Below are 16512 nucleotides of genomic sequence, written 5' to 3'. Positions count from 1 at the left end.
GTATTATAAATAATTACACAAATATAACAAAAAATTATATTCAGCATAAATGTAAATTTTTGAAAGTATAAACTAAAAAATTACCGAAGCGATTTCAAAGATGACAATTGTTCATCCGATGCTTTTATAAATGGCGTCGGAAAAAGCGATTACGATTTCCTATCCGAACATCGATGCCTGCAGCAGCTTCGAAAGAGCGTCGATCCTACCCGCTTTTTCGCAGTACCGCAGGACGGACGGCGTCGTATACAGATATTCCGCAGCTTTACTTACCGTGTATTCCATTGTATTCCCTTATCTTTGCCGTACTATACAAATTAAAGCGAAATTTAAATCAAGTAGTGCCCGATTTCGAAATACGCAATCCGATAGGTGTCGTTCTCGATAATTTTTCCGAAAACTTCATCCGGGAACCTCTAAAACTGCAGTTTTTAGAGGTAACTTTGAAAATACGATCTTTTTTTTGATAAATTTCAAAAGCTGTGGTATAATACGGAAACATGATGATTTTGGTTAAAGGCGGCACATTTCAAATGGGTTCTCCGACCGGCATGGCCGACGAGCGCCCTGTACATACCGTTACCGTCGACGACTTTTACATGGACGAACACTTGGTTACTCAAGCCGAATGGAAAAAGATCATGGGGGAAAACCCCGCATATTTTTCCGGCAGCCCGAAAAAAGGCGAATCGCAGACAAAACGTCCCATTGAACACATAAGCCAATACGATGCGTTCGTCTACTGCAACAAACGCAGCATCGCCGAAAAATTGACGCCGTGCTATATCATCAAAGGCGAATCCGATCCGAAAAAATGGGGACCCGTTCCCGACGAACAGAACAACGCGTGGGACAACGCCGAATGCCGCTGGGAGGCGAACGGCTATCGGCTCCCGACCGAATCCGAATGGGAATACGCGGCGCGCGGCGGCGTTCACGACGGACAAAAAAAAGCGGCCAAAGACGCAGACGAAAGTCGATCGTGGAACAAAAACAACAGCGACTGTATGACCCATGCCGTGTGCTTAAAATCGCCGTCCGTGCTCGGCTTTTACGATCTTTTCGGAAACGTGTGGGAATGGTGCTGGGACTGGTACGATTGCTATATGCCCGGCGAATTCGTAAACCCGCGCGGTGCCGAACGCACAGCCGACAACACCGACCGCATGGGGCGCGGCGGCGCATGGAATGCCGAAGCGTCCGACTGCTCGCCCTACTTCAGAAATTGCGGCAGCCCCGCTTCCCGCTATAATTTTATCGGCATGCGCGTCGTCCGCTCGAAAAAATAATAGGAATCCGGCTATCCTAAAAATAAGCGGCAGCCTTATTAAGCCCTCCTCACGAATCATACGACGACTTTTCCCATCCCAATGTATGCGGTGATCCGTTAAATTATCTACCTTTTTCGGAAAAAAACGAACTTTTTCACCGCCTCCGCCGCGATCGTACGGATATCGGCTTCCGTTCAAAAAAACTTAAACCGAAATCGATAAAATTATTTATGTACTTTTTTAAAATACCGCCGTACAATCGATTCATCGGTTCTTATAGAAAAGGAGGAACTTTATGAAATTGATTAAAACGATAAGCTGCATCGTAGCGGCAAGCATCTGCATGGCCGGCGCATTTGCAGCCGGACCGAAGGGTGTCATCACGGTCGGTTATGCGCAGGTCGGCGCCGAATCGGATTGGCGAACGGCGAACACGGAATCTTTTAAAAGCACGTTCACCAAAGCGAACGGCTATAAACTGATTTTCGACGATGCGCAGCAAAAACAGGAAAATCAAATCAAAGCGATCCGCAATTTTATCCAACAGGATGTCGATTACATCGTCGTCGCTCCCGTCGTTGAAACGGGATGGGAAACGGTTCTCAACGAAGCCAAGCGCGCAGGCATCCCCGTTTTGCTCTCCGATCGTCAAATGAAAGTTTCCGACAACAGCTTGTACGTCTGCTGGGTCGGCGGAAATTTCGTCAAAGAAGGAAACGATGCGGTCGCGTGGCTCAACGGATATTTGAAAAAAATCGGCCGCGATAAAGAAGATTTGAATGTCGTCCTCATTCAGGGAACGATCGGTTCTTCCGCGCAAGTCGGACGCACGCAGGGCATCACCGAAGGGCTCGCAAAAAATCCCAAATATCATCTGCTTGCAAAACAATCCGGCGAATTCACGCAGGCTAAAGGACAGGAAGTGATGGAATCGTTCTTAAAAGCATATCCGAAAATCGACGTCGTATTCTGTGAAAACGACAACGAAGCGTTCGGTGCAATCGATGCCATCAAAGCCGCCGGCAAACGCCCGGGCAAAGACATCATCATCATTTCGTTCGACGCCGTTCACGAAGCGTTTAATAAAATGATCGCAGGAGAGCTCAACTGCGCGGTCGAATGCAATCCGCTTCACGGACCGCGTATCGCCGAAATCATTCAAAAACTTGAAAAAGGTGAAAAAGTCGAAAAAATTCAATACGTCGTCGAAGGCGTATTCGATCAGGCGAATGCTGCAAAAGAATTGCCGAAACGTAAATATTGATCTCGATAATTAATAAATTTGCCGGAACGCCGGAAGCCCGTGCGTCTCCGGCATTTTCAATTAGTCGAAATTTCGAAAAAATCGCTAAAGGCGAGTTTTTCGAGATGCCTTATTGCAACAGCGGAGGAGCCATGAAAAGCGACGTTTTGCTTTCCATGAAAAATATCTCCATAACCTTTCCGGGCGTAAAAGCGCTTCAGCATGTCGATTTCACGCTGCGCCGCGGAGAAATACACGCGCTGATGGGAGAAAACGGCGCCGGAAAAAGTACGCTTATCAAAGTTCTCACCGGAGTACATACGCGGGACGAGGGGACGATACTGCTCGACGGTAAAGAGATCGACAACCGTTCGCCCGAAGAAGCGCTGCAAAACGGCATCAGCACCGTATATCAGGAAGTAAATCTTTGTCCGAATCTTTCCGTTGCCGAAAATATTTTCGTCGGCCATCAGCCGAAAAAACATTTTGCCATCGATTGGAAAAAGATGAATGAGACGGCAAAAGAAATTCTCGGTAATGTCGGACTTTCGCATATCGATGTGACGCGCGCTCTCGGCAAATACTCCGTCGCGATCCAGCAGATGATCGCCATCGCGCGCGCGGTCAACTTCAACTGCAAAGTGCTCATCCTCGACGAGCCGACGAGTTCGCTCGACGACCGTGAAGTCGCAAATCTCTTTGCGGTTATGAAAAAATTAAAATCGCAGGGAACGGGTATCGTGTTCGTTACGCACTTTCTCGAACAAGTATACGAAGTGTGCGACAGAATCACCGTGCTTCGCAACGGGGAGCTCGAAGGCGAATTTCCTATCGGAGAACTGCCGCGTGTCAAACTCGTTGCGACGATGCTCGGCCACGAATTCGACGAGCTCGCGTCCATCCGCAGCAATATGCAGGGCAGCGATCGTTCCGATCATGCAGCGGAAGTCGTTCGTGCGGTCGGACTTTCTCACACGGGTACGATAAAGCCGTTCGATATCACAATCAAGCAGGGCGAAGTCGTCGGGCTGACGGGATTGCTCGGCTCCGGCCGCTCGGAGCTTGCGCGCACCTTGTACGGTGCGGACAAAGTCGATACCGGTACGCTGTTTTTCAAAAACGAAAAACTGAAAGCATCGGAACCGATCGACTCCATGCGCGCGGGAATGGCGTTTTTGCCGGAAGACCGCAAAGATGAAAGCATCATCGCCGATCTGTCGGTGCGAGAAAATTTAATAATCGCGCTGCAGGCTAAAACCGGCGTTTTCAAACTGCTGCCGGCGGCGAAGCAAAACGAACTTGCCGAACGGTACATCAAAGCGCTCAATATTAAAACGCCGTCACCGGAAACGCTCGTTCGTCAGCTGTCGGGCGGAAATCAGCAAAAAGTGATCATCGGGCGATGGCTTATAACGCATCCCGATTTTTTGATCCTCGACGAACCGACGCGCGGCATCGATGTCGGAACAAAAACGGAAATTCAAAAACTTATCGTTCAGCTTGCAGGGCAAGGCATGACTATTATGTTTATCAGTTCCGAAATCGACGAAATGCTCCGTACGGTGAACCGTCTGTGTGTACTTCGCGACGGAAAAAAAGTCGGCGAACTCGAAAACGACGACCTCACGCAGCACGACGTTATGGCGGCGATAGCCGGAGGAGAAAACAATGGCAACGAATAAATCGCTGCGGCAATCGTTAACGCGCAATCCTCTGTTGCTGCCGGTCGCCGCGCTTATCATCATGCTTTGCGTAAACGTAATCATCACGCCGTCGTTTTTTAAAATATCCATTCAAAACGGTGTGCTGTACGGCTATACGATCGACATTTTAAACCGTGCGTGCGAATTGGTCATTTTATCGATCGGCATGACACTCGCCGTCGCTTCTTCGCGCGGTACGGATATCTCCGTAGGTGCGGTCGAAGCGGTTGCTGCCGCAGTCTGCGTCCGCCTGCTCGGTTCAAGCTACGACGCGTATGCCGTCCCTTTCGCATTCGCGGCGGTGATGTGTCTGATTGCAGGCGTCGCGTGCGGCGCGTTCAACGGGTTTCTCGTGGCTCGCCTTCGTATACAACCGATGATCGCCACACTTATCCTGTTTACCGCAGGGCGCGGCATCGCGCAGTTGTTGAGCGCGCGGGAGATCAACGGCGTCATGGTGCCCGGTCAAATTCTCTACGTGCGCATGGAGTCGTTTAAATACATCGGAGGTTTTATTCCGGGCGTCGTCATTCCCACGCCCGTTTTTATCGCTGCCGCCTTCGTCATCGCGACGACGCTGCTGCTCAGAAAAACCGCGCTCGGTATGTATATTGAAACGGTCGGCATAAATCCGAAAGCGGGTCGGCTCGTCGGCATCAATTCGACGCTCGTCATCTTTTTTTGCTATGTGTTTTGCGGACTCGCATCGGGCCTCGCAGGCCTCATCTCGTCGAGCCGTATCTATTCGAGCGATGCAAACAATATCGGACTCTACATGGAGCTCGATGCGATCCTCGCGGTAGCCCTCGGCGGTAACAGTCTCGGCGGCGGTAAATTCAATCTTGCAGGTTCCGTCATCGGCGCGATTACGATTCAAGCGCTCACGACGGGACTCTATGCCGTGGGCGTTTCGGCGGATCAGCTTCCCGTATATAAAGCGATCGTCGTCGTTCTCATCGTGACGCTGCAGTCGGAGGAGTTCAAACGGATCCGTGCGATGTATAAGCTGAAGCGCAGACATGCCCGCAGCGCAACGATGGAGGCATCACAATGAAAACTCAGCTGTTCAAACGAAAACTCGACGGCAGCAATTTTTTGCTCTTCGTTACGATCGTTCTGTTCGTCATAATGTATATCGCAGGTTGCATCATCTTTGCCGATGCGGGTTTCGGTAAATTTCAAACGTTTTGCAATATGCTTATCGACAATGCAGGATTGATAATCGCCGCTTCAGGTATGACAATCATCATGATCACCGGCGGCATCGATATTTCCATCGGTTCGGTCGTCGGCCTTGTGTGTATGATGCTCGCGTATTCCATGCAAAACATGGGGATGAATGCGTGGACTGCGATTTTTTTCGTACTGCTGTTCGGTGTCGTATTCGGAGCGATTCAGGGATTTCTCGTCGCCTATATGAAGCTGCAGCCATTTATCATCACGCTCGCGGGAATGTTTTTTTGCCGCGGACTGACGGCGATCATCAGCGTCAACCAAATCGCCATCACCGAAAACCGAACCTTTCTCGCCATCGCGAATAAAGATATCCATCTGCTTATCGGCGCGACGGTAAACAGACGCGGTGTAAAGATGTATCCGTTTATCCATCCGAGCGTTATCATCGCGCTCGCCGCAATGGCCGTCATCTGGTACGTTTGCAAGTATACGAAATTCGGACGCAATCTTTTTGCAGTCGGCGGCAACGAACAGTCGGCTCTGCTCATGGGTATCAATGTGCGCAAAACGAAATTCCTCGCGTATATGCTCAACGGATTTCTCGCCTCTCTTGCGGGATTCGTCTTTTGTCTCAACACGACGAGCGGTTTCGTCGAACAGGCGCGCGGCTTTGAAATGGATGCCATCGCATCGGCGGTTATCGGCGGTACGATGCTCACCGGCGGTGTCGGCACCGTTGTCGGAACCTTTTTCGGCGTGCTCATCAAAGCGACGATCGAAACCTATATCCGGTGCAACGGAACGCTTTCGTCGTGGTGGAATAAAATCGTGCTGTCCGCACTGCTCTGTTTTTTCATCGTGCTGCAGAGCGTATTTATCATGATGAAAAATCAAAAGCGGCAGTAAGTGCAAATGCGCGCGTCGGCGCGTTCGGTATGTCCGCATCGTTTGTGTTTGCAGCCGTTACGGTGTATAATGCGCTATACGGAAAGTATTATGCGTAATATAGGCCTTTGTATCGGAGCCGCGTTTTTGTGTGCGCTCTCCGGCTGTACAAAAAAAGCAAACGAAGAGCGGGCACAAAGCAGTATCATACTCGGATTTTCGCAGATCGGCGCGGAAAGCGCATGGCGTACGTTCAATACAAAATCGATGCGCCTTGCCGCCGAGCGCTCAGGTATCCGGCTCCTGTATGAAAATGCCGAACAAAAACAGGAAAATCAAATCAAAGCGATCCGTTCGTTTATAGTTTATCAAGTCGATGTCATCGTTTTCGTTCCGATCGTGCAGGACGGCTGGGACAATGTATTGCGCGAAGCGAAAGACGCGGGAATTCCCGTCATCGTGTGCGACAGAAAGCTCACCGTATCGAACGAAGACCTCTATGCCGGATACATCGGAACGGACAGCGTTGAAGAAGGACGCGCCGCCGCACGCTTTTTGCTCGGTAAATTTAGAAACAAAAGCGGTCCGTTCAATATCCTCGAAATACGCGGTACCGACGGATCATCCGCATCGGACGGCCGCTCAAGCGGTTTTCGGGAAGTGCTCGGGGACGATGACCGCTTTTCGATCGTATACAGCGAAAGCGGAGACTTTATCCGGTCGCGGGGAAAAGAGATCGCAAAGACGATTTTAGCGGCGAACGGCTCCCTTTCGATAGACGGAAAGCCGATCGATATAATCGTCTCCAACAACGACGGGATGACGCTCGGTTTTTTGGACGTGCTCCGCGAACACGGGATCCGAACGGGAAAGGACATCGTCGTCGTAAGCTACGATGCGGAACAGGAAGCGCTCGATAGGCTGAAGGCGGGAGAGATCAACTGTGTCGTCGAATGCAATCCCGACAGCGGTGAACGTGTTATGGAACTCGTCAAGCTTTTGGCGGAGGGAAAATCCATTCCGCGTCGTACCGATATACCCGAGCGGGTGTTTACTGAAAACGACAATCTCGATGATGTGCCGCCGCGAGGTTATTGATATACGATCATGCAAAAAACGAACAGCATAAAAAAGCACTTGAGCTTTTCCTATATCTTCATCATCGTCCTCATGATCATACCGACGGCTTATTCCATAATTGCGCAGCGCATGTACACGCTGCAATATGATAAAATCATTACCAACGTGAGCCGTGCGAACAGGTTGAGCCAAATCGTCAAAACCGAAATTTCCGACGAAATATGGGACATCGTTGCGGGAAAAGTCGATTTTGCCGAAGGACGGCAATACGTCATACTCGAACGCATACGGTCGGGCATCGCCGAGATCGCGCGCTCGACGATACGCGATGACAACCGGCAGCTGCTTGTCGTCGTTTCGAGAGCGGAAAAAACGCTTGAAAATTACGTCGATATGCTCGGCAGGCAAATCGACTCGGGCACAACGGTCGCCGAAAACGAAAAGACGATGGATGAAATACGCGGCGTATCATCGCTCATCTACGACATTTTGCAGGATTACATCGTTGCGGAAATCGAATCGTCGACGAATACGAACGAAAGTTTAAAACACTCGTCGATCACGCTTATGTATATACAGATAGGCATCATAATAATTATTATTATGATTTCAGTGTACGCGTTCACTTCGGTATCGGAAAACATACGGCGTCCGATCCACGATATGGAAATACTGTCGTCGCGCATCGCGAACGGAGACTTGAGCGCGCGTGCGGAAAAGCCCTATGTAGAAGAGCTCGACAACCTTGCGCTCAATCTTAACATCATGGCGGGAAAGATAACCGACCTCATCGATGAAAATATTAAAGAGCAGCAAAATCTGCAAAAGGCGGAAATGAAAACGCTGCAGGCGCAGATCACACCGCACTTTTTATACAATACATTCGATACGATTATCTGGCTCGCCGAATCGGAAAAAAAAGACGCCGTCATAAAAATAACGCGCGCGTTTTCCGATTTTTTTCGCATTTCGCTGAGCAAGGGACACGAGTGGATAACGATCGCGCAGGAGCTCGATCACGTGCGGAATTACCTGACGATCCAGCGTATCCGCTATGCCGACATCCTCGACTATACGCTCGACGCCGACGAAGGGATCGGCGACATCCCCGTCCTTAAATTGGTTTTGCAACCGCTCGTCGAAAACGCGATCTATCACGGTATCAAAAATAAACGAGGGCGGGGGATTATCTCCGTAACGGCAAAAAAAACTGCGGCAGCGGACGGCGGCGATACGCGCATACGATTTACCGTCGAAGATAACGGCATAGGATTTACGGAAGAGCGGCTTAAAATCATCCGCGATGAGTTGCTGCAAACGTCTCCTGCGGAAAACCTGCACACATACGGTCTGTACAATGTGAACAAGCGCCTCAATCTGTATTACGATACGTCGGTGTCGCTTTCGATAACGAGCGAACGCGGCAAAGGGACGCGCGTTTCGTTTACGGTGCCCGTCGAAACGTACGGGAGCGGGGGATAATATGTACAGCGTCTTTATCGTCGACGATGAAATGATCGTCCGCGAAGGTCTCCGCACAAAAATCGATTGGGAAAAGTCGCGCTTTTCGTTTGCAGGCGAAGCGGGTGACGGAGAAATCGCGCTTTCGATGATACAGGATATAAAGCCGGACATCCTCATCACCGATATCAAAATGCCGTTTATGGACGGGCTCGAACTCGCACAGGCGGTAAAAAAATTGCAGCCGAAAATATCGATCATCATCCTGTCCGGACACGACGAATTCGATTACGCAAAAAAAGCGATTTCGATCGGTGTGGAAGATTATATTTTAAAACCGTTTACGCTCGATGAAATTCTTCGCTGCTTAAACCGCGTTGCCGAAAAGCTCGACCTGGAGCGCCGGCAATTTACCGACATCTCGCGGATGAAAGCGGAACTCGAATCGAATATCGTGCTCGCTCGCGAAAAGCTTTGTTCGGATATCGTACTCGGCGCACTCGATACGCATACGGCCATCCAAAAAGCGGAAGCGCTCGCCATCGATCTCGTCGCGCGCTTTTATATCGTAAGCGTCAGCACGATCGCAAGCGCGGACGATACGGTCGATGCGTTGATCGCCGCAAAATCGATTGTCCTGTCGGTAAGCGCAAGCATGCCCGACAGCATCGGATTTTTTATCGCGCCCGATACCTTCGTTTCGATCATCAAAAGCGGCGCAAAAGAATCGTGCGAAGAGGCGGCGTTCAACATCGCCGACACGATCCGGCATGAAATCGCAAAAAACACGGCGTGTACGGTTATCACCGCGATCGGTTCGATCGCCGAACACATATCGCACATCGTCAATTCGTTTCAAGACGCATCGTCGATTTTAAAACGCTGCCGCATTTCGGACAAAAATAAAATAATAAGTGCGGGCGATATCGACGCATCGCAAAACAATTCCATCGTACTGCAGGAAAACGATCCGCTGGTCGAACGCCTCAATTATGCCGACGAAAGCGAAATCGATCAAATCATACGGGAATACATAGCGCTGCTCGGCGACAATCGGGAGCGCTTTTCGATCATCGCATCCTATCTTCTCGTCGACGTGATCATGGCGGTGTCGAAGATAATCGAACAGTTCGGCGGAAACATTCAAAGCGTTATGCCGGAAATCCTCACGCATGCGTTTATCGATGCCGCCGTGCAGAACGAAAAAACCTTTATCGCGGAAATCGAAAAAGTGCTCGCTTCCGTGCTGCGCTACCGCAACGAGCACGTACGCGGACACTACGCCGACGTCATCCTGCGCGCAAAAAAATATATCGACGCGAATTTTGCAGACCCCGACATTTGCCTGCGTTCGGTTGCGGACGCGGTGCATTTCAGTCCGAATCATTTCAGCACGATATTTTCACAGGAATGCAATACGACGTTTATCGAATATTTAACGGGAGTACGGATCGCCCGCGCAAAAAAATTATTAAAATCGACCGATATGAAAAGCGCGGACATCGCATACAAAACAGGTTTCAACGATCCGCACTACTTCAGTTTTATTTTCAAAAAAGTGACCGGGCTTTCGCCGCGCGAATACCGAGCCGATCCGGCAAACGATACATACGCACCGCGGCAATCCGGCTCGGTTTCGGACAACGGCTGAGCGTCTCTAAAACCCTGTCGGATGCTTTGAAAGACCCGGTTAATTATTATTTCATATTGTCCGGGAAGGGATCAGTTTTTCAGCGCGAGCGTACACCTTTCAACTTCGTCGAATGTCGGGATCGACGGGGATGCGCCTTTTCGCGACACCGCAATGGATGACGCTTTCGATGCGTATTCGAGCGCTTTTTCGACGGGCATGCCGAGCGCGCGGCACACGATAAAATAGCCGGTAAAAGTATCTCCCGCCGCCGTCGTGTCGACGACGTCCACGTCGTAAACGCCGTGGCGGTACGTGCCGCTCGCATCTTTGTAAGCGACACCGTGTTTTCCGAGCGTCAGCACGACCGACGCGCTGCTGAATTTTTGTGTCACGGCACGAAGGAGTTCATCGCCGTCCCCGACGGGCACCCCCGCAATATCGGCGGCTTCCACTTCGTTTACGAGAAAACAATCGACATAGTGCAGCGGCAGATCGAGAATGCTTTTTTCGAACGGCGACGGATTGAAAAAAATCACGAGTCCGCGCTCGTGCGCTTTTTCAATGATGTAATCGAGCATATTGATTTCGTTTTGGAGGATAATAAAATCGCCTTTTGAAAAATGAGAGAGCACGCCGTCGATGAAATCTTTCGTCTGCATTTTGTTCGTTCCGGCGTAATAGACGATGCTGTTTTGCCCCGACGCATCCACTTGTATAAACGTGTGTCCCGACGGCGCATCGTATTCTCCGAGCAATGCCGTGTCGACGTTCATATCGATGATGGCCTGTTTTAAAATCGCTCCGTCGTTTTTGCCGATCCCGCCCGCAATGCAGATTTCAATACCGGACGCTTTGCCGAGCGCGCGGGTAAGCGCCGTCGTCTGATTCAATCCTTTGCCGCCGGGAAATATGTCGCGCCGCACGGCCGCAAGCGTTTCTCCCGGACGCACGAAATGCGGCACCGTATAGACATGATCGATGTTCAACGAACCGAAATTGACTATTTTCATATGATCCTCCGAAAATTATTATGCTGCGTTCTTACGGTTTTTACAACACCGGCGTTTGAATACGGAAGTACCGATCGAAACAGCAGAGAACGTCGTCCTTTTCGATGCCCTTCCGCCGAACGCTTCAAGTACGACGGGCGGAATAGGACAAATGAAACCCGTTCAGAAAAATTTATCCTTTATGCCGATGATAAATATCGACACGATGATGACGGGCAAAATATACGTCGTATAAAACCGCAGCCAATTCGGAAGCTTTGCGCCGTCGCCGGCGTTCGCTTCTTCGGTAAAATTTTTCCATCCCCAGCCGCGCTTCGACACACAGAACAAAAGGTAGACGAGCGAGCCGAGCGGAAGCGCGATATTGCTGACTAAAAAATCTTCCAAGTCGAGGATGCCCGAACCTTTGCCGAGCGGCTGTACGCCCGAAAGCACATTGAAGCCGAGCACGCACGGAAGTGAAAGAGCTATCAGTATGAATGTGTTGGTGAGCGCGATTTTTTTCCGGGACCGGCCGGTCAAATCGATATTACACGCGATGATCGTTTCGAAGACGGCGATGACGGTGGAAAAAGCCGCAAAGGCCATAAAGATAAAAAAGAGGCTGCCCCAAATTCGTCCGCCTGCCATATTGTTGAAGATATTCGGCAGCGTAATAAACAGCAGGTTCGGACCGCTTCCCGCATCGACGCCGAACGCCGAGCACGCCGGAAATATGATGAGGCCGGCAAAAAATGCGATAAAGGTATCGAGAGCGGCGACACGTATCGATTCGCCGAACAGCGAATGTTCTTTTCCGATATAGCTGCCGAAAATCGCCATAGCGCCGATGCCGAGGCTCAGCGTAAAAAACGACTGATTCATCGCAGCGACGACGGTTGCGACGATGCCCGTTTCTTTCATCCGTTCGAAGTCGGGAAGGAGATAAAATTTCAAACCGGCGCTTCCGCCTTTTAAAAATATGCTGTGGATCGCAAGTACGAGCAGCAGTACGAAGAGTGCGATCATCATTACCTTGGTAATTTTTTCGACGCCTTTTTTCAAACCTGCGGCGCAGATTGCAAAGCCCGAGGCGACGACGACGATCATCCAAAACGTCATAACGGCGGGTTGGGAGAGCATCATCGGAAAAAAGGCGCTTACCTGCTCAACGTTTTTGCCGTCGAATGCGCCCGTTACGCTGAGATAAAAATAGTGCAGCATCCAACCGGTAACCGTCGTGTAAAACATCATAAGCAGGTAATTTCCCGCGAGCGCCATATAACCGTGTAAGTGCCATTTTTGTCCCGGCTTTTCGAGCGCGTTGAATGCGTGGATCGGACTTTTTCTGCTCGCACGTCCGACCGAAAATTCCATCGTCAATATCGGAATACCCATGATGACGAGGAAAAACAAATACACGAGTACGAAGGCGCTGCCTCCGTGAAAGCCTGTGATATACGGAAACTTCCATACGTTTCCGATTCCGATCGCACATCCGGCGGAGAGGAGGATAAATCCGAGCCTTGAACTGAGGGTTTCACGCTGTTCCATACTGAACTCCAAAATTAATAATATGTCGTTTCAAATTTAATAAAAATCGATACGGACAATCGATTGATAATCGGCTTATATCAATCGATTGTCGACAAGCATGGCTTTATCCGCGATCGTTTGATGTATTTTTTCGGTGATGCGTTTTGCAGCGATCTGCGGTTCAAGCGATTCGTAGTCTGCGATTTTGATTTCGTCCAGCATATAGACGTTATAGCGGTATATCCCCGAACGCACGAAAGAAAAAAACGCATCGTGCTTGCCGAGTCCGTATTTGTCGCTGCCGCCGATGTATACGGGCAGGATATCGCATTTTGTATCGAGCGCCGTACGCGCGGCTCCCTTTTTGAACGCATTTGTACCGTGACGCGGCGTACGCGTTCCTTCGGGAAACACGATGAGATTCGTTCCGGTCGCAAGCGATTTTTTGCAAAAGTCGATCATCTCTTCGTAGCCGAGCGTATTGACGATGTACAACTGCCTGATAACGCTCGCGTACATCGAATTGGCAAGGCTCCCGCGCACGATGCAGTCCGCGTTCGGAATAAGCGAAATGAGGAACACGACATCGAGCATGGACGGATGATTCGCAACGACGATCTTCGACGAAAGGCTGCGGAATTTTTCTTTGTCCGCCGTTCGAAAACGCACGACACCGACTGTGCGCATGACATTGATAAAAAAGCGAAACATAAACGAAACGGTCGCACGCGCCGCTTTTTGAAATCGCGCTTTCGGATGAAGCAGGAGCCGCTCGATCGGAAAGACGACGAGGCCGAGTACGACGCTGCCGATGCCGAAAAATGCATACATACATAATTTCATAATCGCGCCGTATACGTAGAGGAGCGGATTTTTTATCGGCGGTAAATCTTCACGGGCATAGCGATATGCGTCGGGATCGATTTTATTATTTATTAATTCACTCAAAACGACGTATCCTCTAAAATAATATCCTTTAAAAAATCCGCCGCGTTTTCCGAAACGGCGGACACATCGGAGATACGGACGCCGCTTTTTGAAAGGGAAAGAACGGCGGCAAATGCGAACGGATCGCAGTTTTCCGTACCGAGCGATCCATACGCTTCGGGCACGAGTTCGTCGGCATAGGCGAGCACGACTTCCGTTTCCGTGCCCGAAAGCACCGATGCACAGGCTCCTTCGAATGCGCTTCGAAAATTGCCCTTCGACGGAAAGACTGCCGAATAGCCGCCGTGCAGACCGAGCGCGATCGATGCGAGTGCGATCGGCGTATTGAACACGGAAAGCGAAAAAGAAGCAGGCAACACCTCTTTTTCTTCGACGATCATTTTGCTCACGGCGAATTCGCGTGCAAGTTCTCCCCGATGCGAGATGAACACCTGCGGCGTATCTTTGTCGCACTGCGATTTTTCGAGTACGTCGTGTACGACTTGGATCGTCATTTTGCTTATCCGGCTGAATCGCCTTCGGAAAATCGCATCGACGTATTCGAGCTTCGGCGCAGCGTCTGTTTTTTCGATCGATTTTTCGCCGCGCGCCCATTTTTTCCAATCGTCGTTTGAAACGAGTCCCGGCGCCCATGCTGTTGTATCCGAAACGATGATCTGTGCCACGGCTAGGCCTTCTTTCGGAACACGAGCAGCGAATAGCTGTTCGAGCCGAGATTGTGATGTTCGCGCTTCAGTGCAAAGCCTGCCGCTTCGACGGCATCGACGAGTTCGCTGAAGCGGTACATTTTGCTCGTACCGTTTGCCATGCACGTAAAGTAAAGCGATGTCGCCTGCAGCGAATACGAGCTCGCTTCAAAGCGCTGTTTATCCCACAGAGGTTCGAGTACGTACACATTCGTTTCGGGCTTCGCCGCACTGTACACTTTCGTTAAAATTTTCGTCACCTGCGGAAGCGAAAAGCAATCGAGGAATTGACTCATCCACACGGCGTCGGGCGCCGTCGGAAGGGATGTCGTTTCGTCGAGCACGTTGCACGGATGTACGGAGATCCTGTCTGCGAATCCCGCATTTGCCGCATTTTTTTCGGCGACGGCCGTCTGTCCGGGTAAATCGACGATCGTCACGTGTACGTCTTTGTCGTACGCGCAGCATGCGACTGCCCACTTTGCGGTGTTACCGCCGATGTCGACGAGATGCTGCGGCTTGTCGCCGAATACGATCGGCAACGCTTCGGGAAACGCAATATCGCTGTAAAAGTGATCGAATGCGAACCAGCTGTGCTTTGCCCGGTCGGGCAGCGAAGAGAGCGCTTCGTAGATCGTCGTCCACTGTGTGCCGAAGTATTTCAATCCTGCCGGTTTTCCCGTTCGGATCGATTCATCCAAATCGTAAGCGCCCATATAACAGATATCGTTTGTAAAATTGAAATTCGCCTTTGTCAAATCGTCTTCGAGCAGCATCCAACCGATTTTTCCGATGATAAATTTTTCGGCTTTGCCGTCGTCCGTTCGGCTGTCCTGAGTGAGCTTTATGACACCCATGCCGAGCGCCATTTCGCAGAGCACGCCGACGCCGTATTCCGAAACGCCCGTCGTTGCAGCAAGCTCCACCCTGGTGATACCTTCGTCTCCCGCTCTTTCGATCGCTCGCAAAATATTCAAATTGAGCATGGCGCGGATCGCTTGAAATGTGAGCGGCGCAAACGCTATTTTTTGCGCTTCAAATTTCGCATCGACGGCACGGATATCATCTGTTTTAAATCTTCCCGCATTGTAAAGAGCTTTATCCATAAATACGCAAATAATCTTATCATAGGGCGCGGCACACGTCAATGTCGCGGCAATTTATATACGGAAATCATATATCGGCAGGATGTGCGGACGGGAACGGATGCAAAAGGAAACGGAAACATATACCGGTCGATTGTATGATCGATACGATTTCGTTATAATAAATTGGAGCCTTCAAGAACTGCAATTTTCAGAGGCAACTTTGAAAATGTACCTCGCTGTTCCGCGGCGAACTTGTTAATTGTTAATTATTTTATCGAAATTGAACCTTAATAAAAAACAAAATATATGTCTGAAGGAGACCGTATATGAAAGTAGGTTTCGGATGCGATCACACGGCGATCGAATTAAAACGTATCTTGATAGAACACCTGCAAAATCGAGGATTCGAATGCATCGATTACGGCGCATCGGATCCGAATGTCAGCGCAAATTATCCGGACTACGGTTTGAAAGTCGCCGAAGCGATCAAATCGAATGAAGTCGAAAAAGGCGTACTCATTTGCGGAACGGGTGTCGGTATTTCGCTCGCCGCAAACAAAGTGCCGGGCATCAGAGCCGCGGTGTGCAGCGAACCCTATACGGCAAAGCTCACGGTAGAACACAACGATGCGAATATCATCGCGATGGGCGCGCGCGTCGTGGGTTCCGAATTGGCAAAAATGATCGTCGACTCTTTTTTCGACGCGAAGTTTCAAGGCGGTCGTCACGCCGAGCGCGTGCGGATGATTTCGGACATAGAAAAAAAATATTGCAAATAACGCATCGCCTCACGTTCGCACGACAAGTTTGCGG

15 protein-coding genes are annotated in these 16512 nt (G+C 50.2%); 9 read left to right on the top strand and 6 right to left on the bottom strand.

Going from position 1 to position 16512, the window contains the following annotated elements:
• Positions 1-159: 159 nt before the first annotated feature.
• Positions 160-285, bottom strand: a complete 126-nt coding sequence (locus JSQ97_RS13065) for a hypothetical protein (protein WP_255519647.1) — start codon at positions 283-285, stop codon at positions 160-162.
• A 215-nt stretch (positions 286-500) separates the two neighbouring features.
• On the opposite strand from JSQ97_RS13065, the gene JSQ97_RS08020 reads away from it, so the two are divergent.
• The 8 genes from JSQ97_RS08020 (at position 501) to JSQ97_RS07985 (ending at position 10470) form a co-directional block, all read left to right on the top strand.
• Positions 501-1289: a formylglycine-generating enzyme family protein gene (locus tag JSQ97_RS08020; RefSeq protein WP_239447030.1), complete on the top strand. Its 789-nt coding sequence runs from the start codon at positions 501-503 to the stop codon at positions 1287-1289.
• A 277-nt stretch (positions 1290-1566) separates the two neighbouring features.
• The gene (locus tag JSQ97_RS08015; RefSeq protein ID WP_205075574.1) at positions 1567-2535 is read left to right on the top strand and encodes an ABC transporter substrate-binding protein; all 969 of its coding nucleotides are present in this window, start codon (positions 1567-1569) and stop codon (positions 2533-2535) included.
• Between the two features lie 131 nt (positions 2536-2666).
• Complete coding sequence (locus JSQ97_RS08010; RefSeq protein ID WP_205075573.1) at positions 2667-4196, top strand: sugar ABC transporter ATP-binding protein; 1530 nt, start codon at positions 2667-2669, stop codon at positions 4194-4196.
• Positions 4183-5271, top strand: coding sequence for an ABC transporter permease (locus JSQ97_RS08005; RefSeq protein WP_205075572.1), 1089 nt, complete (start codon positions 4183-4185; stop codon positions 5269-5271). Before JSQ97_RS08010 ends, JSQ97_RS08005 begins: the two co-directional genes overlap by 14 nt.
• The gene (locus JSQ97_RS08000) at positions 5268-6299 is read left to right on the top strand and encodes an ABC transporter permease subunit (RefSeq protein WP_205075571.1); all 1032 of its coding nucleotides are present in this window, start codon (positions 5268-5270) and stop codon (positions 6297-6299) included. Before JSQ97_RS08005 ends, JSQ97_RS08000 begins: the two co-directional genes overlap by 4 nt.
• A gap of 90 nt (positions 6300-6389) precedes the next feature.
• On the top strand, positions 6390-7376 hold the full coding sequence (locus JSQ97_RS07995; protein WP_239447029.1) for an ABC transporter substrate-binding protein: 987 nt from the start codon (positions 6390-6392) through the stop codon (positions 7374-7376).
• Between the two features lie 9 nt (positions 7377-7385).
• Positions 7386-8840, top strand: a complete 1455-nt coding sequence (locus JSQ97_RS07990; RefSeq protein WP_187385575.1) for a sensor histidine kinase — start codon at positions 7386-7388, stop codon at positions 8838-8840.
• Between the two features lies 1 nt (position 8841).
• A complete protein-coding gene (locus JSQ97_RS07985) occupies positions 8842-10470 on the top strand; it encodes a response regulator (RefSeq protein ID WP_205075570.1) in 1629 nt (542 codons plus the stop codon).
• A gap of 71 nt (positions 10471-10541) precedes the next feature.
• On the opposite strand, the gene JSQ97_RS07980 is transcribed toward JSQ97_RS07985, so the two are convergent.
• The 5 genes from JSQ97_RS07980 to JSQ97_RS07960 all read right to left on the bottom strand — a co-directional run bounded on the left by JSQ97_RS07980 (position 10542) and on the right by JSQ97_RS07960 (position 15717).
• Positions 10542-11462, bottom strand: a complete 921-nt coding sequence (locus JSQ97_RS07980) for a ribokinase (RefSeq protein ID WP_205075569.1) — start codon at positions 11460-11462, stop codon at positions 10542-10544.
• 162 nt (positions 11463-11624) lie between these two features.
• On the bottom strand, positions 11625-12995 hold the full coding sequence (locus JSQ97_RS07975) for a sodium-dependent transporter (protein WP_205075568.1): 1371 nt from the start codon (positions 12993-12995) through the stop codon (positions 11625-11627).
• A gap of 75 nt (positions 12996-13070) precedes the next feature.
• The gene (locus tag JSQ97_RS07970) at positions 13071-13925 is read right to left on the bottom strand and encodes a lysophospholipid acyltransferase family protein (RefSeq protein WP_205075567.1); all 855 of its coding nucleotides are present in this window, start codon (positions 13923-13925) and stop codon (positions 13071-13073) included.
• Complete coding sequence (locus JSQ97_RS07965) at positions 13922-14590, bottom strand: beta-ketoacyl synthase chain length factor (protein ID WP_205075566.1); 669 nt, start codon at positions 14588-14590, stop codon at positions 13922-13924. Before JSQ97_RS07965 ends, JSQ97_RS07970 begins: the two co-directional genes overlap by 4 nt.
• A gap of 2 nt (positions 14591-14592) precedes the next feature.
• The gene (locus JSQ97_RS07960; protein ID WP_205075565.1) at positions 14593-15717 is read right to left on the bottom strand and encodes a methyltransferase; all 1125 of its coding nucleotides are present in this window, start codon (positions 15715-15717) and stop codon (positions 14593-14595) included.
• Positions 15718-16025: 308 nt separating this feature from the next.
• Between JSQ97_RS07960 and rpiB the strand changes: the two genes are divergently transcribed.
• Complete coding sequence (gene rpiB, locus JSQ97_RS07955; RefSeq protein WP_187385568.1) at positions 16026-16478, top strand: ribose 5-phosphate isomerase B; 453 nt, start codon at positions 16026-16028, stop codon at positions 16476-16478.
• Positions 16479-16512 lie beyond the last annotated feature (34 nt).

This window comes from Treponema sp. Marseille-Q4523 (genome assembly GCF_016901105.1).
In the GTDB taxonomy this organism is placed as follows: domain Bacteria; phylum Spirochaetota; class Spirochaetia; order Treponematales; family Treponemataceae; genus Treponema_D.
The sequence above is the reverse complement of the archived record's forward strand: the minus strand, read 5'-3'. Positions and strand labels throughout refer to the sequence as shown.

Excerpts from the sequence above, each read along its gene's own strand:
- JSQ97_RS07995 (WP_239447029.1), top strand. The coding sequence starts at position 6,390 with ATGCGTAATATAGGCCTTTGTATCGGAGCCGCGTTTTTGTGTGCGCTC.
- JSQ97_RS07960 (WP_205075565.1), bottom strand. The coding sequence starts at position 15,717 with ATGGATAAAGCTCTTTACAATGCGGGAAGATTTAAAACAGATGATATC.
- JSQ97_RS07980 (WP_205075569.1), bottom strand. The coding sequence starts at position 11,462 with ATGAAAATAGTCAATTTCGGTTCGTTGAACATCGATCATGTCTATACG.
- JSQ97_RS07990 (WP_187385575.1), top strand. The coding sequence starts at position 7,386 with ATGCAAAAAACGAACAGCATAAAAAAGCACTTGAGCTTTTCCTATATC.
- rpiB (WP_187385568.1), top strand. The coding sequence starts at position 16,026 with ATGAAAGTAGGTTTCGGATGCGATCACACGGCGATCGAATTAAAACGT.
- JSQ97_RS07985 (WP_205075570.1), top strand. The coding sequence starts at position 8,842 with ATGTACAGCGTCTTTATCGTCGACGATGAAATGATCGTCCGCGAAGGT.
- JSQ97_RS13065 (WP_255519647.1), bottom strand. The coding sequence starts at position 285 with ATGGAATACACGGTAAGTAAAGCTGCGGAATATCTGTATACGACGCCG.
- JSQ97_RS08000 (WP_205075571.1), top strand. The coding sequence starts at position 5,268 with ATGAAAACTCAGCTGTTCAAACGAAAACTCGACGGCAGCAATTTTTTG.
- JSQ97_RS07975 (WP_205075568.1), bottom strand. The coding sequence starts at position 12,995 with ATGGAACAGCGTGAAACCCTCAGTTCAAGGCTCGGATTTATCCTCCTC.
- JSQ97_RS08010 (WP_205075573.1), top strand. The coding sequence starts at position 2,667 with ATGAAAAGCGACGTTTTGCTTTCCATGAAAAATATCTCCATAACCTTT.
- JSQ97_RS08015 (WP_205075574.1), top strand. The coding sequence starts at position 1,567 with ATGAAATTGATTAAAACGATAAGCTGCATCGTAGCGGCAAGCATCTGC.
- JSQ97_RS08005 (WP_205075572.1), top strand. The coding sequence starts at position 4,183 with ATGGCAACGAATAAATCGCTGCGGCAATCGTTAACGCGCAATCCTCTG.
- JSQ97_RS08020 (WP_239447030.1), top strand. The coding sequence starts at position 501 with ATGATGATTTTGGTTAAAGGCGGCACATTTCAAATGGGTTCTCCGACC.